The sequence below is a fragment of the Rothia sp. HMSC066G02 genome (genome assembly GCF_001813145.1).
GTDB lineage: Bacteria > Actinomycetota > Actinomycetes > Actinomycetales > Micrococcaceae > Rothia.
The window spans coordinates 228,346-248,980 of the sequence record NZ_KV811583.1; the positions used below are offsets into that span (position 1 = coordinate 228,346).

At 61.2% G+C, this 20,635-nt stretch carries 16 protein-coding genes; 11 read left to right on the forward strand and 5 right to left on the reverse strand.

Features of this window, described 5'->3' with window-relative positions:
* Nucleotides 1-143 precede the first annotated feature (143 nt).
* The 3 genes from glmS (at nt 144) to HMPREF2894_RS02040 (ending at nt 4,417) form a co-directional block, all read left to right on the forward strand.
* The gene (glmS, locus tag HMPREF2894_RS02030) at nt 144-2,027 is read left to right on the forward strand and encodes a glutamine--fructose-6-phosphate transaminase (isomerizing) (RefSeq protein WP_070677599.1); all 1,884 of its coding nucleotides are present in this window, start codon (nt 144-146) and stop codon (nt 2,025-2,027) included.
* Nucleotides 2,028-2,304: 277 nt separating this feature from the next.
* A complete protein-coding gene (locus tag HMPREF2894_RS02035) occupies nt 2,305-2,745 on the forward strand; it encodes a holo-ACP synthase (protein ID WP_049349274.1) in 441 nt (146 codons plus the stop codon).
* A gap of 85 nt (nt 2,746-2,830) precedes the next feature.
* Nucleotides 2,831-4,417 carry a bifunctional ADP-dependent NAD(P)H-hydrate dehydratase/NAD(P)H-hydrate epimerase gene (locus HMPREF2894_RS02040; RefSeq protein ID WP_070677601.1) on the forward strand — a complete coding sequence of 529 codons (1,587 nt, stop codon included), beginning with the start codon at nt 2,831-2,833 and terminating at the stop codon, nt 4,415-4,417.
* A 224-nt stretch (nt 4,418-4,641) separates the two neighbouring features.
* Here HMPREF2894_RS02040 and HMPREF2894_RS02045 read toward each other — a convergent pair whose 3' ends face one another.
* The 3 genes from HMPREF2894_RS02045 to HMPREF2894_RS02055 form a co-directional block, all read right to left on the reverse strand.
* A complete protein-coding gene (locus HMPREF2894_RS02045; RefSeq protein ID WP_044150222.1) occupies nt 4,642-6,123 on the reverse strand; it encodes a sugar transferase in 1,482 nt (493 codons plus the stop codon).
* Between the two features lie 510 nt (nt 6,124-6,633).
* Nucleotides 6,634-7,416 (reverse strand): phosphatase, encoded by a 783-nt coding sequence (locus tag HMPREF2894_RS02050; protein ID WP_049338094.1) that lies wholly within the window; start codon nt 7,414-7,416, stop codon nt 6,634-6,636.
* A 28-nt stretch (nt 7,417-7,444) separates the two neighbouring features.
* Nucleotides 7,445-8,707: a glycosyltransferase gene (locus tag HMPREF2894_RS02055; RefSeq protein ID WP_070677603.1), complete on the reverse strand. Its 1,263-nt coding sequence runs from the start codon at nt 8,705-8,707 to the stop codon at nt 7,445-7,447.
* 143 nt (nt 8,708-8,850) lie between these two features.
* Here HMPREF2894_RS02055 and alr point away from each other — a divergent pair, with 143 nt between their 5' ends.
* From alr to tsaD, 5 genes are all read left to right on the forward strand, one after another.
* Nucleotides 8,851-10,164: an alanine racemase gene (gene alr, locus HMPREF2894_RS02060; protein ID WP_070677605.1), complete on the forward strand. Its 1,314-nt coding sequence runs from the start codon at nt 8,851-8,853 to the stop codon at nt 10,162-10,164.
* Nucleotides 10,164-10,769: a tRNA (adenosine(37)-N6)-threonylcarbamoyltransferase complex ATPase subunit type 1 TsaE gene (gene tsaE, locus HMPREF2894_RS02065; RefSeq protein WP_070615083.1), complete on the forward strand. Its 606-nt coding sequence runs from the start codon at nt 10,164-10,166 to the stop codon at nt 10,767-10,769. Before alr ends, tsaE begins: the two co-directional genes overlap by 1 nt.
* 23 nt (nt 10,770-10,792) lie before the next feature.
* Nucleotides 10,793-11,629, forward strand: a complete 837-nt coding sequence (gene tsaB / locus HMPREF2894_RS02070) for a tRNA (adenosine(37)-N6)-threonylcarbamoyltransferase complex dimerization subunit type 1 TsaB (RefSeq protein ID WP_070666077.1) — start codon at nt 10,793-10,795, stop codon at nt 11,627-11,629.
* Nucleotides 11,630-12,184 carry a ribosomal protein S18-alanine N-acetyltransferase gene (gene rimI, locus HMPREF2894_RS02075; protein ID WP_070666080.1) on the forward strand — a complete coding sequence of 185 codons (555 nt, stop codon included), beginning with the start codon at nt 11,630-11,632 and terminating at the stop codon, nt 12,182-12,184.
* 157 nt (nt 12,185-12,341) lie between these two features.
* Nucleotides 12,342-13,442 carry a tRNA (adenosine(37)-N6)-threonylcarbamoyltransferase complex transferase subunit TsaD gene (tsaD, locus tag HMPREF2894_RS02080; RefSeq protein WP_070642916.1) on the forward strand — a complete coding sequence of 367 codons (1,101 nt, stop codon included), beginning with the start codon at nt 12,342-12,344 and terminating at the stop codon, nt 13,440-13,442.
* A gap of 161 nt (nt 13,443-13,603) precedes the next feature.
* Here the strand turns inward: tsaD and HMPREF2894_RS02085 are convergent, their stop codons facing one another.
* On the reverse strand, nt 13,604-14,752 hold the full coding sequence (locus HMPREF2894_RS02085; protein ID WP_070677607.1) for a glutamate--cysteine ligase: 1,149 nt from the start codon (nt 14,750-14,752) through the stop codon (nt 13,604-13,606).
* 301 nt (nt 14,753-15,053) lie between these two features.
* A complete protein-coding gene (locus HMPREF2894_RS02090; protein ID WP_239662368.1) occupies nt 15,054-16,529 on the reverse strand; it encodes a class I SAM-dependent methyltransferase in 1,476 nt (491 codons plus the stop codon).
* Between the two features lie 226 nt (nt 16,530-16,755).
* Here HMPREF2894_RS02090 and groES point away from each other — a divergent pair, with 226 nt between their 5' ends.
* From groES to guaB, 3 genes are all read left to right on the forward strand, one after another.
* Nucleotides 16,756-17,043: a co-chaperone GroES gene (gene groES, locus HMPREF2894_RS02095; RefSeq protein WP_005505066.1), complete on the forward strand. Its 288-nt coding sequence runs from the start codon at nt 16,756-16,758 to the stop codon at nt 17,041-17,043.
* A 106-nt stretch (nt 17,044-17,149) separates the two neighbouring features.
* Complete coding sequence (gene groL / locus HMPREF2894_RS02100; RefSeq protein WP_049341811.1) at nt 17,150-18,736, forward strand: chaperonin GroEL; 1,587 nt, start codon at nt 17,150-17,152, stop codon at nt 18,734-18,736.
* 308 nt (nt 18,737-19,044) lie between these two features.
* Entirely contained in the window at nt 19,045-20,562 is a 1,518-nt protein-coding gene (gene guaB / locus HMPREF2894_RS02105) for an IMP dehydrogenase (protein ID WP_049341812.1), read from the forward strand.
* Nucleotides 20,563-20,635: the final 73 nt, after the last annotated feature.

Below are 20,635 nucleotides of genomic sequence, written 5' to 3' on the forward strand. Positions count from 1 at the left end.
CGCCCTCACGGTTTGTTTGAAGAAATAAATTTATGAGAAGAAAAGGACAAAACCCAATAAAGCTAGGAAAGCCACAATAAACGTGACGTATAACGGTATTTCACCGTGCGCATATCTGGATACTTGTGGGATAAACTTATAGCATGTGTGGAATCGTAGGATATGTAGGTCTGGACACTGCTCCGGACGGTAACAAGTTTGATCACAACGCATACGATGTGGTCCTCGAAGGTCTGCGCCGCCAGGAATACCGCGGCTATGACTCTGCTGGCGTGGCAGTTGTAAGCCCCGACGGCATCGTATTCCGTAAGAAGGCAGGCAAGCTCCTGAACCTTGAGAACGAGGTCAAGGAACACCCCCTGCCGGACTCCCAGATTGGTATCGGTCACACCCGTTGGGCAACCCACGGTGGACCCACCGACAACAACGCTCACCCCCACGTTGTCGACAACGGCCGCCTCGCCGTCGTTCACAACGGTATTATCGAAAACTTCGCCGAACTGCGTGCCGAACTGCTCGCCGAAGGCGTAGAGTTCGCATCCCAGACCGACACCGAGGTAGCTGCAGCAACCATCGCAAGCATCTACAACAAGCTCGGTACCGGTGACCTCACCGAGGCAGTACGCGTCGCATCCAACCGCCTCGAAGGTGCATTCACCATCCTGGCTATCCACGCCGACCACCCGGACCGCGTCGTGGCAACCCGCCGCAACTCCCCGCTGGTCATCGGCCTGGGCGAGAACGAGAACTTCCTCGGTTCGGACGTCTCCGCGTTCATTGACTACACCAAGGAAGCCGTCGAGATGGGTCAGGACCAGATCGTGACCATCACCGGCACCGACTACTCCATCATTGACTTCGAAGGTAACCCCGCAGAGGGCAAGCCCTTCCACATCGAATGGGACGCAGCAGCAGCTGAAAAGGGCGGCTTCAACTCCTTCATGGAGAAGGAAATCCACGAGCAGCCCGCAGCCGTCGAGCAGACTCTCATGGGCCGCCTCGACGAGAACGGTAACCTCACCCTCGACGAACTGAACATTGACGACTCGGTGCTGCGCAGCATCGACAAGATCATCGTCGTCGCATGTGGTACCGCAGCATACGCAGGCCAGGTGGCACGTTACGCCATCGAGCACTGGTGCCGCATCCCCACCGAGGTCGAGCTCGCACACGAGTTCCGCTACCGCGACCCCATCGTGAACGAGAAGACCCTCATCGTGGCACTCTCGCAGTCCGGTGAAACCATGGACACCCTGATGGCAGTGCGCCACGCACGCGAACAGGGCGCAAAGGTTATCTCCATCTGCAACACCCACGGCTCGACCCTGCCCCGCGAATCCGACGCTGCGCTGTACACCCACGCAGGCCCCGAAATCGCAGTGGCATCCACCAAGGCATTCCTGGCACAGATCACCGCAGCATACCTGCTCGGCCTGTACTTGGCACAGCTGCGCGGCAACAAGTACAAGGACGAAATCGCTTCGATCCTCGCCGAGCTGCAGAACATGCCCGCAAAGATTCAGAAGGTCATCGACAACGACACCCAGGTCAAGGAACTGGGCGTCGAAATGAAGGATGCCTCCTCCGTGATCTTCCTCGGCCGCCACGTGGGCTTCCCCGTCGCAATGGAAGGCGCACTCAAGCTCAAGGAAATCACCTACATCCACGCTGAAGGCTTCGCAGCAGGCGAGCTCAAGCACGGCCCCATCGCACTGATCGATGAAGGCCAGCCGGTCATCGTAGTGGTTCCCTCCGCAAACGGTCGCGACTCCCTGCACGGCAAGGTCGTCTCCAACATCCAGGAAGTGCGCGCTCGCGGCGCCTTCACCATCGTCATCGCCGAGGAAGGCGACGAGGCCGTCAAGCCCTACGCAGACCGCCTCATCACCGTCCCGGCATGCCCCTCGCTGCTGCAGCCCCTGCTGGCAACTGTGCCCCTGCAGATCTTCGCATGCGCACTGGCAGAAGCTAAGGGCCTGGACGTTGACCAGCCGCGTAACCTCGCAAAGTCCGTGACCGTGGAGTAGTCCTCAGAAGTAATCATCTGGAGTAATCCTCGGAAATCGCCTCGGCGATAACGAAAGGGCGGTGGTTGAGTTCTCTAAGAACTCAACCACCGCCCTTGTCGTTTAATCGGGCGGTTATTCGTGGATTAACCAACACAAATGACGCTGTGAAACAGGCATCAACCATGCGTCATATTTGACGCTATCCCACCTAAAAGAAACGAATCTCGCTAGACTTAAAACAAGAGAAACCGCAAACAGGACGCGGTTACCACCCCTACCGTAAAAGGTGCAGCTCATGATCATGGGAATCGGCGTAGATACCGTCAACATTGAACGATTCGAGCGAATCGTGACCGAAACACCAGCCTTCGTCCGCCGCGTCTTCACCCCCAACGAACGCACCCGGAACGTACGCTCCCAAGCCGTACGATTTGCCGCCAAAGAAGCCGTCGCAAAAGTACTCGGAGCACCCGCCGGACTCAACTGGCAAGACTGCGAAGTCGCCACCGCCGAAAGCGGCCAGCCCTACCTCATCATTCAGGGCACCATCGCCCGCCGAGCCAAAGAACTCGGCATCAACCGCATCCACCTCTCGCTGACCCACGACGAACCCATGGCCATCGCCATCGCAACCGCCGAATACCTCAGCGACGCAGAACTGGCGCACCTGCAAAAGTTCAACCCCGAAAGCTACCGACTCAGCGTCATCGCCGGCGACGACACCGACGAAAACTAACGCCACCGACGATTAACGCAGAGCCACATCAACACCACACCCGGTGACCCCTAAGGCCCGCACGGTGCCACCCAAGGAGACAGCAATGAAGCTCATCTACACTGCTTCCCAGGTACGCGAAGCAGAAAAGCCCTACATCGAAGCCGCCGACTACGACGGCTACCTCATGCAACGCGCCGCAGACGCCGTCGCAGCCGAAGCACAGGAGCTACTCCACGGCAAAGACACAGCAAAAATCCTGCTGCTCATCGGCCCGGGCAACAACGGTGCAGACACCATCTACGCCGGCGCCCGCCTCAGCGCCAAGGGACACCGCGTTGATGCAGTCATCTTCGACTCCAGCGAAAAGAACCTCGAACTCATCGCCCGCGAAGGCGGCGAAGGCACCCGCGTGCTCGACCCCGAACATACCCTCGAACAGCTTGCAGGCTACGACCTGACCATTGACGGCATCCTGGGTACCGGCTCCAGCGGCGCCGTACGCGGTAGCGCCGGTGAATACCTTGGCGTACTCCGCGCCGCGCAGCTCGACGGTAAGCTCGGCGCAGTCCTCGCCGTCGACACCCCCTCCGGAGTCGACAACAACCGCGGAACCGTGCACGAACCCTCCCTGCGTGCCGACCGCACCGTCACCTTCATCGGTCACAAGCTGCCGGCAGGCACCAGCCACAGCGTCCACTCCGGAGACATCAAACTCTACGACCTGGGCGTGCCCGAAGCCCTCGACGCCCACAAGCCCGCCCTGCGTGTTCTCGACCGCGAAGACTACCGCGAACTCATCGAAATCCCCGACGAGCACTCCCACAAGTACACTCGCGGCGTACTCGGCATGCTCACTGGAAGCCTCGAATACCCCGGCGCAGCCCTCATGAGTGTGCGTGCTGCCCTCAACACCGGCGTTGGTATGGTTCGCTTCGGTGCCAACTCCCACGAGCTACGCCAGCTCATGATTGCCCACAACCCCGAAACCGTCTACTTCAGTGGCGCCCCCGCCCTGCAGAGGGTCACCGTCTGGGCCGGCGGCTCCGGCTCTAGCCACGACTCGCTGGACAAGAACCGCTACCTGCTCCACTCGCCCGAACCCGCCATCCTCGACGCGGGCGCCTGCGACCTGGCGGCAGAATACCTGGCAACCGGTAAGCACCTCGGCTCCCACAAAATCCTCACCCCGCACGCCGCAGAGCTCGAACGCTTCCTGCGTATCGTGCACGAGCTCGCCCCCGAAACTTGGAAGAAGCACCTGGGCGACGCCATCGTACCCAGCCGCAAGGATATCGACGCAGAACCCTTCCGCTGGGTGCGCGCCGCCTCCGAACTTTCCGGCGCCACTGTCATGCTCAAGGGCGGCTACACGCTCATTGCGGCACCCAACGGCGCCACCTACAGCGTTGCCGGAGGAAGCCCCTGGCTCGCCACCGCAGGCAGCGGCGACACCCTCACCGGCATCTACGGCGCCCTGCTTGCCCAAACCGTAGCCGCCTTCGACGTCCGCGGAGAAGCCCTGGAAGACTGCACCTACGCCTCCATCGGTGCGCTCGCAGTCTACCTGCACGGTGAAGCCGCACGCGCCAGCACCACCGGAAGCGTCAAGGACGCGCTGCTGGGCCCCGCCCCGGCAACCCGCGTCGCGGAGATGCTCCCCGAAGTCATTGCGCGACTCATCGCCGAATAGGGCAGAGGCGCCCAGTACGCCGCCTCCAGCCTAACGCCCTCCAGAGATTCTAGAGCGTCTCTCAATGAACCAGGCAGAAGGCACAAAGGAAGGGGCGTGAATCCACCGGAAATGGATTCACGCCCCTTCTGTGCGTTTATATCAATGGATGATGCCAAGCTGCCTGTGCCGGAACAGCATCTTCAAAAACGGCATACATACCAGCGAGAGACCCCCAACTCTTCTTAGTACGCGCCTTCCTTAGCGAAAACCGCACGGACAGTACGCAGAAGAATAATGAGGTCACCGGTAAGCGACCAGTTCTCAACATAGTAGAGATCCAGACGAACCGACTCTTCCCAAGAAAGGTCACTACGGCCAGAAACCTGCCACAGACCGGTAATACCGGGCTTCACCAGCAGACGGCGGTACGCAATGTCCTCGTACTGCTCAACTTCCTCAACCAGCGGAGGACGCGGACCCACCAGCGACATATCGCCAATGAACACGTTCCACAGCTGAGGCAACTCATCAATCGAGTACTTACGGATGAACTTGCCGATGGGGGTAATACGCGGGTCGTCCTTCATCTTGAAGAGCACACCATTACCCTCGTTCTGCTCCAGGAGGCGCTTCTTAACCTCTTCGGCGTCAGTACGCATCGAACGGAACTTCACCATCTTGAACATTTCACCGTTCAGACCCACACGGTTCTGCAGGAAGAAGACCGGACCGCCATCACGCTTGACCAGCAGCGCCACCACCAGGAACAGCGGAGACAGCAGAATCAAACCCAGACCCGAAGACACAACATCCACAGCGCGCTTGAAGAACGCCGACAGACCGGTAATACGCGGCGTCGACACGTGCACCAGCGGCAGACCATTCAGCGGCTGCATGTGCATACGCGGACCAGCAATATCGGTCGTCGCAGGAGCCATAATCAGCGAAATATGCGCATCAGCAAGCTTCCAACCCAGCAGACGAACCTGATCCGGGCTCAAGTGGTGACCATTCGTAACCGCGACCATGTGAATATCGTTCTCGCGGATGGCCTCCATAATGTCAGCCGGAGAAGTGCTGTAACCAAGGACCGGAATCGGAGCGCCAGCAACAGTAGTACCCGGGGTGAAACCGGGCAGGTAGAACGCAGCGGGGGACAGGCCGGAAGCAACCACATCCTTCAGGTTCTTGTACAGGTGCTGACCGGTCGTCACATCAGAAATAATCATGACGCGAGTCAACGCACGACCGCGAGTACGCGAACGCACCAGACCCTGACGAATCAGCCAACGCTCAACGAGCAGAAGGAACAGACCCAGCGGGTAAGCAATCAGCAGGTACATACGGGTGACGTCAACCTTAAGGAAGAACGCCACAATAATCAGCAGGCAGAAAAAGTAAGTAGTACCGCGAGTAATGAGGCGGTACTCCTCAGTGCCGAACCCCATGATGCGCAGGCTGCGGGAGCCGTTCACCTGGAGGATAAACCACCAGCCGACAACCATACCAACGCCCAGGAAGATGTAATCAATAGCGGGAATACGGCCATCCAGGGCGTTAATAGGCCAAACGTTCACATAGGGCAGGTCAGCATTCTCCCACCCGAAACGAATCAGATGCGCAGCGACAACCGCAATAGCAATGGCGAGAAAATCGCCAAAGTAAAGGGCACGCTGAACCTTGGGATGCCAGCTTCGCTTGACGACGAAGTCTGAACCCCACATTTTTTTAAGACGATCTTGTACTTTCAACGGTGTAATCTTCCCCGGAAATTTGTCCTGTGTCGTGGACTGAGAGCGGCGAATAGGCACATTTACCCCTAATTATCGGTGAATAGGGAATCGTGTCCTAGTCTTTGTCCTGATGAATGAGTGAACCCTTAATCTTACTGAGTGAAAATAATGGCAGAGACTACGGCAAAGGCGCTGGTAAGACGCCTAGTGGAGCGTTATATGAGCCCACAGAGCGCATAAACGTGTTCCGTAAACTATTCTACGGGGTCGGGGGTCTTCCGTCTCGAAGAATGAAGAGGCAAAGTCGCTCCGGTGTGATGAAATCAATCACAGAAAAAGAAGAGAATAAGAGCCCCCGAGAAGAATGCCTAGTGGAGCTAAGAAACTCCTAAAAACACCAGACTGTTTCACACACCTGCAGAAAAAACAATAACCGGCACATAAAACGACAACCCCCGGAGGCTCAATAACAAACCCTACACACACGGTGTAAAAGAGACATTAAGGACGCTCAAGCCCCGCACGATCCAAAATGAAATCAATCATCGGCTCATAACGACGCGGCGGAACGTTATCGTCCATCGGCACGCACACCGGCAGGTCCCCCTGCTCAGCCGCCACAAACAGACCCGGATCATTACAATCCGCAATACCAATCGTCAGCAACTTACAGGTCGAGGAAGCATAACCAGCCATACCGTGATCCGAAACCACCAGATCCGGAGTCACACCGCGCGCCTTCAACTGATCCAGTGCGATGCGCATCGGGCCGGGGAAATGCGTATGCTGCAGATTACCGTACTGCTCAAACATCACGACATCCATAATCTGGCGGACATCGCCGTCCAGGAAGCGCTCACCCTCCTCAATCTGGAGAACCTCAGCACCGGCAGCCTTCGCAGCCGCAGCCATCACCGCATAGATGGGGAACAGGCCCGCCGGGTGACCTGTCGCAAATAGAATACGAGAACCCGCACGCACCGCCTCACCGAAGATACGGGCGTACTCCTCCAGCGCGCTGATGCACTGCTCAGCACCAATAGTGTCCTGGCCGTGAGTATGCGAACGGTCCGGGTTCAGGCCCGCGCGGCGGACCATCACCTCAAACACCGAATCGTAATCCCACTCGCGGGTCCACTGCACACCAAACTCAAGGTGCTCATTACCATCCAGGAAACCCTGAATGTGGTCCAGGTTATTCTCTCGGGCGGTTGCCACCTCGCCGGTAATACGCACAGAATCCAGGTACGCGGCGAACTCATCGCGGCTCATCGAGAAAGACATTAAAACTCCTCACAACGTGAAAAATACATTACTGCGAGATACCCTCACGTACCTCGGCATAAGCTTCCAGGGTCTTACGCGCCGTCTGCTCCCAACCCATCGTGCGGGCACGCGCCGCGGCGTTCGCACCCAACGAATGACGCAGATATGGGGCACGCACCAGACGCTCAATAGCTGCAGCCCAACGCTGCGGAGTACGAGGCGCCACCAGCAGGCCCGTGCGGTGGTTCTCCACCGCAAAGCGCAGACCGTCAGCATCCGTAGCGAGCACCGCCGCGCCGCACGCCTGCGCCTCCAGAGCCACCAACCCGAACGTCTCAGACGACGACGGGGACGCCACGATATCGGCGGCACGGAAAATATTCGCCAACTCAGACGCCGGAACCGGGTCCTTCAAATGCACCCGCTCTGCCACACCCAGCTCAGCTGCACGCTGCAACAGGCGGCGCTCATAATCCGAATCGGAGCGACCAATAATATCCACGTCCACCTGCAGGTCGGAGGGGAGCAGCGCGAGCGCCTCCACCAGCAGATGCGGGCCCTTCAACGGCTGAGGCCTACCGGCAAACACAATGCGGCAACGAGTCTCCGAGGTGTCATTGAGCGGATGCACGCCAGGAATCGTATGGAAAATCGAGGTGTCAACACCCGGGGGGATAATGGCAAGCTTCTGCGCGTCCGTACCGTAGTACTCGCCCATCTGCTGCGCCTCCAGGGGAGTATTCACAATCACCCGGCTCGCGGAGCTACTCATGAGGCGCTCGGCTCGGTAGCGTTCCTCAGGCTCGGGTGCTTCACCTTCGCCGCGGCGCGCATCCTTGGCGGCAGCCGTCGTATGCGGAGTGAAAAGAACGGGGACCGGGAAGCCGGCGCCCTGAGCCGACCACAGCTGGGATGCGCGAGCCGCAGCCTGACCAGACAGCCAATAGTGGGCGTGAATAATATCCGGGGTGTACAGTGCCTGCTCCACGCACGCCCGAGCAAAATCATCGGTGACCGTAGCCAACTCGTTCTTCGAAAGACCACGAGCAGACGGAATATCAAGGCTGTGGCGCACAATGCGCTCGCCGGGCTGAGGAGGCTGACGGAACGGCGAATCAGCCGGAAGCGCCTCACCGCGGTCCAGCGTGAAAACCTCAACCCGTAGCTCGGGATCGAGCTCCAGCATGGCATGCACCGACCGGGCAATATAGACGTTCATGCCGCCTGCATCTCCGCTACCGGGCTGCGCAAAAGGGTCGGTGTGCATGGAATACACGTGAACCGTCCGAACCGGCGGCAGAGTGCTCATCGATGCTTTCCTCTCTCAAAGGTGTACCTTACCTAGTGTAGCGCGATAGGACTTTCGCACACCGGGAGGTCTAGAATTTAGTAGAAGAGAGGCTGTCCAAGCGCAGCCTGTAGTACCCGCCGTCAGAAGGACCGTGAAGGACCATGACTCACCCTCAGCAGCCTGCCGAACCGCTCTACTGCCCGCCCTGCACCCCGGCAGAGGCAGAGCGAAGCGCCACCATTGACCTTGATGCGCTAGAACATAATGTGCGCCGACTCAAGGAACTTATTGGCGACCGCGCGCTCATTGCAGTGATTAAGGCGGATGCGTACGGTCACGGCGCGTACCCGGTGGCACGTTCGGTTATTGCCGCCGGTGCTGACCTGCTGGGTGTGGTGCACGTGAACGAGGCGCTGGAACTGCGTGCTGACGGTATTGAGGCGCCACTCATGGCGTGGCTGCACACTCCCTCCACCGATTTTGAGGCGGCTCTGCAGGAGAAGATCCGTCTGGGTGTTTCCGGTTGGGACCTGGAGGCGGTAGCCGCCGCCGCTGAACGCACCGGCGAGCGCGCTATCGTGCATCTGAAGGCTGATACCGGTCTGGGTCGTAACGGTGCTACCGCGGCGGATTGGCCTGCACTGGTGGCTCGCGCCGCCTGTCTGGAGGAGTCTGGACTGATTACGGTTGAGGGTATTTTTAGCCACCTGGCGGTTGCTGATGAGCCGACCCGCGCCGAGACTGCACAGCAGCTCGATGCCCTGGATACTTTTGTGGCTCAGGCTCGTGAGGCTGGCCTGGACCCGAAGATCGTGCATTTGGCGAACTCCCCGGCGACCCTGACCGCCTCGCTGGAGGGTTGGGATACGGAGGAGCGTCTGCTCGGTGACGGCGTGCGTTGCGGCCTCGCGCTGTACGGTCTTTCCCCGCTGCCGGAGGTCACCGCTGAGGACCTGTGGTTGAAGCCCGTCATGACGGTGAGCAGCTACATTGCCGCCGTGAAGGAAGTTCCTGCAGGTCAGGGCGTTTCCTACGGTCTGCGCTATCACACTCCCAAGGCAACCACCCTGGCGCTGGTGCCGCTCGGCTACGCTGACGGCGTGCCGCGTATTGCGGAGAACGCGCCGGTGCGCATCTACCCGGGCGCGCAGAACGCGGAGAACGGCTCCGGGCCTAACAACGCGGAAGGCAAGACCTACCGCGTGGTCGGCCGCATCGCCATGGACCAGATGGTCGTTGACCTGGGCGAACCCGGCCTGAGTGACCCTGCCCTGGGGTACCTGGGTGCGCCCGCCATCCTTTTTGGTGCCGGTGAGAACCCGCCTGTGGAAGAGTGGGCGGAGGCCGCACAGACCATTAACTACGAAATCGTGACCCGCATTTCGTCCCGCGTGGAGCGCCTCTACGTTGGCGGCTCCTGGGTTGAAGCTGAGCTGAACGAGCTGTGGGGTACCGGGCAGGAGCAGGAGGACTAATGAGCGCTGAGTACATTTCTGCCGCACTCGACCTGGATGTGACCGGCCCCGACCATACCCGCCGCCTGGCGCTCACCCTGGCGCAGCACCTGAACGCCGGGGACGTACTGTTGCTCTCGGGCGAGCTCGGTGCGGGCAAGACCACGTTCACCCGCTCCCTGGGTGAAGGCCTGGGCGTGCGCGAAGGCGTTATCTCACCGACCTTCGTGCTCTCGCGCGTGCACCCGAACCTGCCGGACGGCCCCCGACCCGGCGGCCCCGACCTGGTGCACGTAGACGCCTATCGCCTCTCCAGCGCCGAAGAGCTCGACGACCTGGATTTGGAGTTCTCCCTGCCGCGCTCTGTGACCGTCATTGAGTGGGGCCGCGATAAGGCTGAGCACCTGAGCGATTCCCGCCTGGAGCTGGACTTCACCCGCCTGACCGGCGCGGATGCACGCTTCGCCTACTCGGGGGCCGAAGAGTTCAGCTGGGACGACGAAGACGAGGACGAAAGCGACGAGGAAGCGGACACCCCTGAGCCTCGCCTGCTGCGGGTGCGCGCCTTCGGCCCCCGCTGGGAGCACGCTTTTGACGCACTGAAAGAGGCCCTGCAGAGCGCCTAGAGCCCGCGCGTTAGAATGATAGGGTGCTAGTACTTGCCCTTGATTCATCCGCCACCGCATCTGTGGCGCTCGCCCGTGTGCACGGCTCCGAAGCCGGTGCGTCCTTCGAAATCCTCGCCCGCTACGAGAGTGAAGATACCCGCTCCCACGCCGAGGTGATGGGTCCCTACGCGCAGGCGGCCCTGCAGGACGCTGGCGTGCGCGGCGAAGATTTGGATGCAATTCTGACCGGTACCGGTCCGGGACCTTTTACGGGCCTTCGCGCCGGTATCGTTACTGCGCGCGCTCTGGGTTTTGCCTGGTCGGTGCCGGTGTACGGCATGATGAGCCTGACCGCGCTGGCTGAGCGTGCTGTGTCTGGCGTGGTTGCCGGGGACGCAGCTGGAGACACAGCCGGGGAAGAGAATGTAGAACGAGCGTTCGCCTCTGCTGAAGGTGCTGAGCCTGTAGAAGGTACTGAGCTGCTCGTACTCTCCGACGCGCGTCGCCGCGAAGTCTACTCCGCCCGCTACCGCGTGAACGCCGAAGGCTACACCCTGGTGGACGGCCCGAACGTATGCCCCGCCTCCGAAATTCTGCCCGGTGAGGGTCCTTCCTACGCCTACGGCTACGGTGCCGGCCTGTACACCGAGGCCCTCGAAGAGCACGGCTGGACCATCGTCGATTCTGCCCGCGAGGTTCACCCCCACGCCGAGTACCTGGTTGCTGCCGCGGCGCGCCTGGGTCTGGAGAATCTGAGCGAGGACACCTCTGCCCAATACCTGCGCGACTCAGACGCAAAGGTCCCCGCCGCAATGCTCGCCCGCCAGCAGAAGCAGGCCGCCCAGGCCGCACAGGCTGCCGCACAGAAGGAGAGCTAAATGAGCGCTACCGACAATATCGTGCAAGACGACCTGGCGCTGAATAACCTTGCGCTGAATAATCTGGCACTGAGTAACCTGGCTCTGGGCGCCCGCCTGCGCGTTGCCGAACTTGCCGACGTGCAGGCCATGCACCGCATGGAAACCGCCCTGTTCCCCGCCGACGCCTGGCACATCGACATGTTCCTCGAAGAGCTGATCCACCCGACCCGCACCTACTACATGCTCGAGCTGCCGGTGGAGAACCCGGAAGGCGACGAGGGCAGCTGGCGCACTATCGGCTACTGCGGAACCATGGTCGTAGCCGACACCGCCGACGTTCAAACCATCGGCGTGCTCCCCGAATATGAGGGCAACGGCTTCGGCCGCGCCATGCTTGAGCAGATGCACGAGCGTGCCCGCGAGCAGGGTGCCGAGCGCATCCTGCTGGAGGTGCGTGCCGACAACCCGCGCGCTCAGCGCCTCTACGAACGCAACGGCTACCGTGCGATTCACGTACGCCGCGGCTACTACGATGACGGAACCGACGCCATCATTATGGAATGTACGTTCTAAATAGTCCGTTGGGCTAAACGGCAATCCCCTCAATAGGGGCGAGCATTCGCCGCTCTCTACACTTGCCCTCTACGCCACAGCATCCCTACGCCACGGCATCCTTACCTCACTGCAACTAGAAGCACTACGCGCAGACAGCGCAACAGAAAGATAGACTATGAGCACTCGCGAACCCCTCGTTCTGGGCATCGAATCCTCCTGCGATGAGACCGGTATCGGCATCGTGCGCGGTGCACAGCTGCTCAGCAACACCATCTCCTCCTCCATGGAAGAGCACGTACGCTTTGGCGGCGTGATCCCCGAAATCGCCTCCCGCGCTCACCTGGACGCCATGATCCCCGCCCTCAAGGCGGCACTCGCCGAAGCGGACATCACCCTCGATCAGGTGGACGCTATCGCCGTCACTGCTGGCCCCGGTCTGGCGGGCGCACTCATGGTGGGTGTCTCCGCGGCGAAGGCGCTCGCTATTGCCACCGGCAAGCCCCTCTACGGCATTAACCACCTGGTCGCACACGTTGGCGTTGGCCTGCTGGAGGACAACGGCACCGAAGACGGCTCCGACCTGCTGGCGAATGCCGGATCCGGTGGCCTGGGTGCGCTACTAGTCTCTGGCGGTCATACCGAAATCCTGCAGGTGCGCGATATTACCTCCGATGTGCGTCTGCTCGGCGCGACCCTCGACGATGCCGCAGGCGAGGCCTACGACAAGGTCGCCCGACTGCTCGGCCTGGACTACCCGGGCGGCCCCGCGATTGACCGCGCCGCCGCTGATGGCAACCGCAACGCCTTCGTGTTCCCGCGCGGCCTGTCGAACCGCAAGTTCATGGGCACCGCCGAGGAGCCCGGCGCACACCGCTACGATTTCTCCTTCTCCGGCCTGAAGACCGCCGTGGCGCGCGTGATCGAAAGCTTTGAAGCAGCCGGTGAAGAGGTCCCGGTTGCCGATATTGCCGCGTCCTTCCAGGAGGCGGTCGTGGACGTTATCACCAAGAAGGCGATGCTTGCCTGCCGCGAGCAGGGCATGAAGACCCTGCTGCTCGGTGGCGGCGTGGCGGCTAACTCGCGCCTGCGTGAGCTGCTTTCCGCCCGATGCGCCTCCGAGGGGGTGCGTCTGATTATCCCGAAGTTCACCCTGTGCACCGATAACGGCGCGATGGTTGCGGCGCTGGGTGCCCGCCTGGTCGCTGCCGGTCGTGAGCCCTCGGGCGTGGACTTCACGACGGACTCCTCTCTGCCGGTGACCACGGTCTGTTTCTAAACAGGCTACCTCTGAAATAGTTACTTCCGCAGGGATTATTAGCGCGAGCCCGTTGATGCGGCTCGCCTCGAGAATGCTCATAGAAATGCCTCGGCACAGTCTCGCAAAGGACTGCGCCGAGGCATTTTCTGTATTCAAACTTTAGCTGCGGGGGGGGGGCTCTAACGCAACGCTCGCGCACGAGACTGCGCAGCAACATCCAGCGCCACCTCACGCAGAGAGCCGGTCTTCTCAAAGACCGCACGCTGACGATCCGCACCCGTACCCTCGGCGAGGATGCGGCGTACCTGCGCCAGCTCTACCTCGCAGTCAAGGTCGCGTGCCACCGGCTCCAGCTTGGGCAGAAGCAGCTCAAAATCTTCACGCAGAGTACGCTGTGCCGGCTCGTTGGAGACCACGATCTTAGCCTCCAGGCCGTAGCGGGCAACGCGCCACTTATTCTCCTGCGCGTGCCAGGGGGCGAGCACCTCAACGCTTTCACCCGCCTCAATACGGCGGGAGAAGTACTCCACCAGGCACTGCGTGAACGCCACGATCGCCGCAACGTCCGGCAGGGAGGCGAGACCGTCGCAATAGCGCATCTCAATGGTGCCGTAACGCGGAACCGGGCGAACATCCCAACGGTCCTCGCTCGGATCGTTGATCACGTCGGTCGCCACGAGCGACTCCAGGTAGTCGCTGTACTGCTCCCAGGTATCAAAGTGGAAGGGCAGACCGTTCGTGGGCAGCTGCTGGTAAAGCTGGGTGCGGTGCGAAGCGTAACCGGTATCGATTCCATCCCAGTAGGGGGAAGAACACGAAAGCGCCAGCAGATGCGGACCGTAGTTGGTCAGCGCGTCAATGAGCGGCAGAACCTTATTGCGGGAGTCAATGCCCACGTGCACGTGCACACCGTAAATGACCATGTGGCGACCCCAATACTGGGCGCGCTCGACCACACGCTGGTAGCGTTCCTTCGCCACAACCGGCTGGTCAGCCCAATGGGAGAAGGGGTGAGTGCCGGCGGAGTAGAACTCAATGCCGAGCCCATCGGTGATGTCACGCAGGGTATCCGCCAAATCCTGCAGCTGACGGCACGCCTCAGCGACGGTACGGCAGATGCCGGTCACCACCTCGACGGTGTTCTCCAGGAACTCCCCGGTCACGTGCGCCCGGTCGGAGGCGGGCTCGAGCAGTTCGGGGTGGCGCTCGCGCAGGATGGATAGCACCTCGCTGGCGCGCTGGGTCAGTGCGCCGCTTTCACGGTCGATAAGCGCAATCTCCCATTCCACGCCGAGAGTGGACTGCGGGGAGGTAGCAAAGTCGATCATATTGCCTTTCCTGCGTCTGGAAATAGGGTCGTGCATGGTGCCGACTGTGGAAGATATTATCGGTGGGCTCTACCCGGTCGTGCGCTAGCTGGTGAGAGCTGGCTTTCGCGGGGAGTACCTCTACTAGGCACCGTATCTTTATCAGGTACCGTATCTAGTGTACGGTCTTGCGGTGCCCGGTGCCCTGTCGGGGGCAGAATCCGGAACGGGAAACGTCACGAATCGTTAAGAACGGTAACCTGTCCTCGGGGCTGGGCAGTCAGGGTTGGGTAGCCAGGGTTGAGTAGTCAAGGCTGGTTAGTTAGGGCTGGCGAGGTTGGAGCGGGCGCACGTGCCAGCCGACGCGTCGTGAATCCCTACCCGAACCGATGCGGGTAAAGACCAGCGTTGCCGGACGGTACGAGGACTCCTGGGTACCCGCCTGTGCACCTGAAGAAGAATTAGCGTTCTTTTTCTGTTTCTTCTTGGAAGGCTTAGAACCCGCAGAACCCAGTAGTCGCGCCCGCAACTGCTCCGGAACAATATCCACGCCACGCTTCTTAATAGTCAGCGCCGTAAAGCCCTGCTCACGCACCCAATGCTTCAGCTGCTTCTCCTGCAGGGGAATCTCCTCCAGCACCTCGTAGCAGGCAACCAGCGGATGCTCCACCGGCTCGGCAGAACACAGGTACGCCAGGTGCTCATCCAGCAGATGCGCGCCAATACTCTGCGCAAACTCAGCGACCAGATGCGAGCGCACAATCGCCGGGGCAGGCTCCAACAGGTATTCACCCGGCTGCGGCAAGGACGCCGGAACTTCAACGCTCTGCTGCGCCTCTTCCGCCGTCAGGGGGCTACGGAAGCTCACCGCCTCGTAGGGAGGCAGCAGGGAACGGGCGTCGTTGGAGCCTTCATGGGAGCTTTCACCGAGGTCGACTTTTTCCGCAGGCAGCTCACGCACCGAGGTCGCCGTGCGAGCCACCCCCTCCTGAGCCAGCGCGTTAAACCAGAGCACCAACTCGGCGAGGGAACCCTCCGACTGGATCCACTCCGCCTCAACGCGCGGGTTGGGGTTCGCCTCCGACGCAATATCTTCGGGTGAGGGGATGCCCTCATGCGGAAAACCGGGGCCCAACTTCACGCCCATCGGCACGCCCGTACGAGCCAGATTCAGCACGAACGAGAACGGGGGAGAGAACGCCTCCGGATCAAAAAGACGCTCCGTCTGAGCCTTCTTCGCGCCCCGCAACTCGCGGCGTGCCGGGTCCATCCACACAATGCCCACCGGCTCACCGGCTGCGTCCAAAAGCTCACCGTGCGCATAATCGGTCACATCCCCCGAATACACGCGCGCCTGCGGGCAAAACTCTAGGTTCTTCGCCGCAAAAGAAGCCGTCAGCGGGTCCAGCTCCACCGCAACCACGGCACCGCGATCTGCCGCATACACGGCAGAATCCGAGGCGATACCGCACCCCAAATCAGCCACCGTGCCGGTAACCGGGCGCAGACGCTGAGCACGATAGTGCGCAATCACCGGGCGGGTTGCCTGCTCCGCCGCCTCCTGAGTGATCATGAGCGTGCGGGCGCGCTCGCCGAACTTGGCGCGCGCACGGGTACGAGCCTGCGCCAGCGAAATAATCTGTGCAGACTCCTCGGGGCTAAAACCTCGCGAACGCAAAGAAGTAACGGCGCTGAGCGTATCTGAACCCAGCGGGTAGAGCTCGTCGGCTGCCGCGAGTGCTTCGGCGCTGAACGGAAGCTCGGCGGCGGGTGTAAAAGGGGATGCGGGAATAGGCATGCTCCTCATTTTACGGGGTGCCGGTTTTGAGAGGTGGGGAGCCCGATTTGCCCAGCTTTTTGCTCAGCGTTCGCCTTGCGGTGAAACACCCCGGCAGAGGGGTGCTTTTCTTGACCGAAAGCACAGGTGAAACTAGAGTTGAGGTAGCACTCGAGACAGTCATCGGGCGCGCCACTGCGCCGCTGTCTCGCATCAAACGTAAATCCACAACCCGGAGGAACCGATTATGGCTATCAAGCCCCTGGAAGACCGCGTCGTTATCAAGATCGAGCAGGCTGAGCAGACCACCGCATCCGGTCTGGTCATCCCCGAAACTGCGAAGGAAAAGCCGCAGGAAGCACGCGTTGTCGCCGTTGGCCCGGGCCGCGTGGATGAGAAGGGCAACCGCATTCCCGTAGACATCAAGGAAGGCGACGTTGTCGTGTTCTCCCGCTACGGTGGCACCGAGGTTAAGTACCAGGGCGAAGAGTACCTGATTCTCTCCGCACGCGACGTTCTGGCAATCGTCGACTAATACTTTCAGATGCTCATGCGCCGTACCGCTCATCCGGTACGGCGCATGAGCTATCATCTGCCCCTTAAAAATTTCCTTTCTGTGACGCACTAGGAGTAGCGAACACATGGCTAAGCAGCTTGAATTCAACGATGCCGCCCGCAAGTCCCTGCAGGCTGGCGTCGATAAGCTGGCAAACGCGGTCAAGGTAACCCTCGGCCCGCGCGGGCGCAACGTTGTGCTCGACAAGCAGTGGGGTGCACCCGTCATCACCAACGACGGCGTGTCCATTGCTCGCGAAATTGAACTGGACGACCCGTACGAAAATCTGGGCGCCCAGCTGGCGAAGGAAGTCGCCACCAAGACCAACGACGTAGCCGGTGACGGCACCACCACCGCAACCGTGCTCGCACAGGCACTGGTCAACGAGGGCCTGCGCAATGTTACCAGCGGCGCGGCACCCGCCGACGTCAAGCGCGGCATTGAGGCTGCTGTGGAGGCTGTTTCCGCACGCCTGCTCGAGAACGCACGCCCCGTGCAGGGCCCCGAGGTGGCGCACGTTGCCGCTATCTCCGCGCAGTCCGAGCAGATCGGTGAGCTGCTGGCTCGCGCCTTCGAGAAGGTCGGCCAGGACGGCGTCATCACCATCGAAGACGGCTCCTCCACCGAAATCGAACTGGACATCACCGAAGGTATGCAGTTCGACAAAGGCTACCTCTCGCCCTCCTTCGTCACCGACGCTGAGCGCGGCGAAGCAGTGCTGGAGAACAGCCTCGTGCTGCTCTACCAGGGCAAGATTTCCACCATCGCAGAAATCATGCCCGTGCTCGAGAAGATCGTTCAGGCGAAGAAGCCGCTGACCATCATCGCAGAAGACGTTGACGGTGAGGCGCTCTCCGCACTGGTCGTGAACAAGCTGCGCGGCACCATCAATGTGGTCGCTCTGAAGGCTCCCGGTTTCGGTGACCGCCGCAAGGCAATCATGCAGGATTTGGCAATTCTGACCGGCGGCACCGTCGTGACCGGTGAGCTCGGCATTGACCTGCCGCAGGTCACCCTGGAGCACCTGGGCTCGGCACGCCGCGTGACCGTCACCAAGTCCCACACCACCATCGTGGACGGTGGCGGCGACCCCGAGGCAATCGAGGACCGCGTGCAGCAGCTGCGCCGTGAAATTGAGCGTGTGGATTCCGAATGGGACCGCGAGAAGCTCAAGGAGCGCCTGGCTAAGCTCGCCGGTGGCGTGGGCGTCATCAAGGTCGGTGCCGCAACCGAGGTTGAGGCGAAGGAACGCAAGCACCGCATCGAGGATGCTGTGTCCTCCACCCGTGCAGCCCTGGAAGAGGGCATCGTCTCCGGTGGCGGTTCCGCACTGGTTCACGCGCTGAAGGCACTGGACGGCATGGACCTGGGCAACCACGACGCAAACGTGGGTGTACAGATTGTTCGCCGTGCCCTGGTTCAGCCGCTGCGCTGGATCGCTGAGAACGCGGGCGAAGACGGCTACGTCATCGTCTCCAAGGTCTCCGAGCTGCCCGTGGGCCACGGCTTCAACGCCAAGACCGGCGAGTACGTGGACCTCATCGAAGCCGGCGTGATTGACCCGGTGAAGGTGACCCGTTCGGCTCTGCAGAACGCATCCTCCATCGCGGCTCTGGTGCTGACCACCGAGACCCTGGTGGTTGAGAAGCCCGAAGAAACTGAAGAAGCCTAAATAGTGTGTGTGCCCGGTGCCGCCCCTCCACCATGGAGGCGGTACCGGGCACTCGCTGTCGGTAGGCTCGGATGCGCTCGCGTTCGCGGGGGCGTTAGAACCTGCCGACAGCCTCCCGCTGAGGAATGCTTACTCTGAGTGCTTCTCAGCAAAGAAACCTCTAGCGGTTTACTATAGAAGGTAAGCTGCTCCCGTTTGCGCTCAAACCACCTTGTGGGGTGCGAGCAGACGGGTCGTACCGCATCTTGACATACGCAACGTATAGGCTGAGCTTCTCACCGATGAAGCCAGCATCCGAAAGGTAGACAATGACCATTCCCACCGCTCTGTCCGAGGATCCCTTCGGCTTCACCGGCCTGACCTACGATGACGTGCTGCTGCTGCCCGGCAACACCGACGTCATCCCCTCCGATGCGGACACCTCCACCCGCCTGTCCAAGCGCATCACCCTGAACACCCCCATTATTTCCGCGGCAATGGACACCGTGACCGACTCCGCTATGGCAATCGCTATGGCACGTCTGGGCGGTATGGGCGTTATCCACCGCAACCTCTCCATCGAGGATCAGGCTGCACACGTTGACCGCGTGAAGCGCTCCGAGTCCGGCATGATCATTAACCCCGTCACCATCGGCGCTGACGCAACCATCGCCGAGTACGATGAGGTCTGCGGCTACTACAAGGTCTCCGGTCTGCCCGTCGTCAGCGAAGAGGGCGTGTTGGAAGGCATCATCACCAACCGCGATATCCGCTACATCTCCCGCTCCGACTACGACGGCATTCGCGTTCGCGACATCATGACCCCCATGCCGCTGGTCACCGCACACCCCAGCGTCACCAAGGACGAAGCATTCGCGCTGCTGTCCCACAACAAGATTGAGCGTCTGCCCCTGGTCGACGACGCAGGCAAGCTCGCCGGTCTGATTACCCTCAAGGACTTCGTCAAGACTGAGCAGTACCCCAACGCCACCAAGGACGAGGACGGCCGCCTGCGTGCCGGCGCCGCTATCGGCTTCTTCGGTGACGGCTACGAGCGCGCAATGACCCTGGTCGAGGCTGGCGTCGACGCACTGTTCGTGGACACCGCAAACGGTCACTCCCAGGGCGTGCTCGACATGATTGCCCGCCTGAAGAAGGACCCCGCCGCAGCACACGTGGACGTCATCGGTGGCCAGGCTGCAACCCGCCTGGGCGCACAGGCTATCATCGACGCTGGCGCTGACGGCGTGAAGGTTGGCGTTGGCCCCGGCTCCATCTGCACCACCCGCATCATCGCCGGTGTTGGCGTTCCCCAGGTGACCGCTATCAACGAGTCCGCTAAGGCGGCAATCCCGGCAGGCGTGCCGCTGATCGCTGACGGCGGTATGCAGCACTCCGGCGAGATCGGCAAGGCACTGGTTGCAGGCGCTGACTCCGTGATGCTCGGCTCCCTGCTGGCCGGTACCACCGAGTCCCCCGGTGAGCTGATCTTCATGAACGGTAAGCAGTACAAGGCATACCGCGGCATGGGTTCGCTGGGCGCAATGCAGACCCGCGGCCGCCACAAGTCCTTCTCCAAGGACCGCTACTTCCAGGCTGACGTCTCCAGCGAAGAGAAGCTGATCCCCGAGGGTATTGAGGGTCAGGTTCCCTTCCGCGGCCCGCTCTCCGCAGTGATTCACCAGCTCGAAGGCGGCCTGCGCCAGACCATGTTCTACGTCGGTTCCCGCACCATCGAGGAGCTCAAGTACAAGGGTCAGTTCGTGCGCATCACCCCCGCAGGTCTGAAGGAATCGCACCCGCACGACATCATGATGACCGTTGAGGCACCGAACTACCGCCGCTAAAACGCCTCACCAACGATGATTCGCCGCATGGTGTGCACACCATGCGCCGTTGAGCCCGCCCTATACCCGTTCA

Coding starts and splice junctions, on each gene's coding strand:
- glmS (WP_070677599.1), top strand. CDS start 144: ATGTGTGGAATCGTAGGATATGTAGGTCTGGACACTGCTCCGGACGGT.
- HMPREF2894_RS02035 (WP_049349274.1), top strand. CDS start 2,305: ATGATCATGGGAATCGGCGTAGATACCGTCAACATTGAACGATTCGAG.
- HMPREF2894_RS02040 (WP_070677601.1), top strand. CDS start 2,831: ATGAAGCTCATCTACACTGCTTCCCAGGTACGCGAAGCAGAAAAGCCC.
- HMPREF2894_RS02045 (WP_044150222.1), bottom strand. CDS start 6,123: ATGTGGGGTTCAGACTTCGTCGTCAAGCGAAGCTGGCATCCCAAGGTT.
- HMPREF2894_RS02050 (WP_049338094.1), bottom strand. CDS start 7,416: ATGTCTTTCTCGATGAGCCGCGATGAGTTCGCCGCGTACCTGGATTCT.
- HMPREF2894_RS02055 (WP_070677603.1), bottom strand. CDS start 8,707: ATGAGCACTCTGCCGCCGGTTCGGACGGTTCACGTGTATTCCATGCAC.
- alr (WP_070677605.1), top strand. CDS start 8,851: ATGACTCACCCTCAGCAGCCTGCCGAACCGCTCTACTGCCCGCCCTGC.
- tsaE (WP_070615083.1), top strand. CDS start 10,164: ATGAGCGCTGAGTACATTTCTGCCGCACTCGACCTGGATGTGACCGGC.
- rimI (WP_070666080.1), top strand. CDS start 11,630: ATGAGCGCTACCGACAATATCGTGCAAGACGACCTGGCGCTGAATAAC.
- tsaD (WP_070642916.1), top strand. CDS start 12,342: ATGAGCACTCGCGAACCCCTCGTTCTGGGCATCGAATCCTCCTGCGAT.
- HMPREF2894_RS02085 (WP_070677607.1), bottom strand. CDS start 14,752: ATGATCGACTTTGCTACCTCCCCGCAGTCCACTCTCGGCGTGGAATGG.
- HMPREF2894_RS02090 (WP_239662368.1), bottom strand. CDS start 16,529: ATGCCTATTCCCGCATCCCCTTTTACACCCGCCGCCGAGCTTCCGTTC.
- groES (WP_005505066.1), top strand. CDS start 16,756: ATGGCTATCAAGCCCCTGGAAGACCGCGTCGTTATCAAGATCGAGCAG.
- groL (WP_049341811.1), top strand. CDS start 17,150: ATGGCTAAGCAGCTTGAATTCAACGATGCCGCCCGCAAGTCCCTGCAG.
- guaB (WP_049341812.1), top strand. CDS start 19,045: ATGACCATTCCCACCGCTCTGTCCGAGGATCCCTTCGGCTTCACCGGC.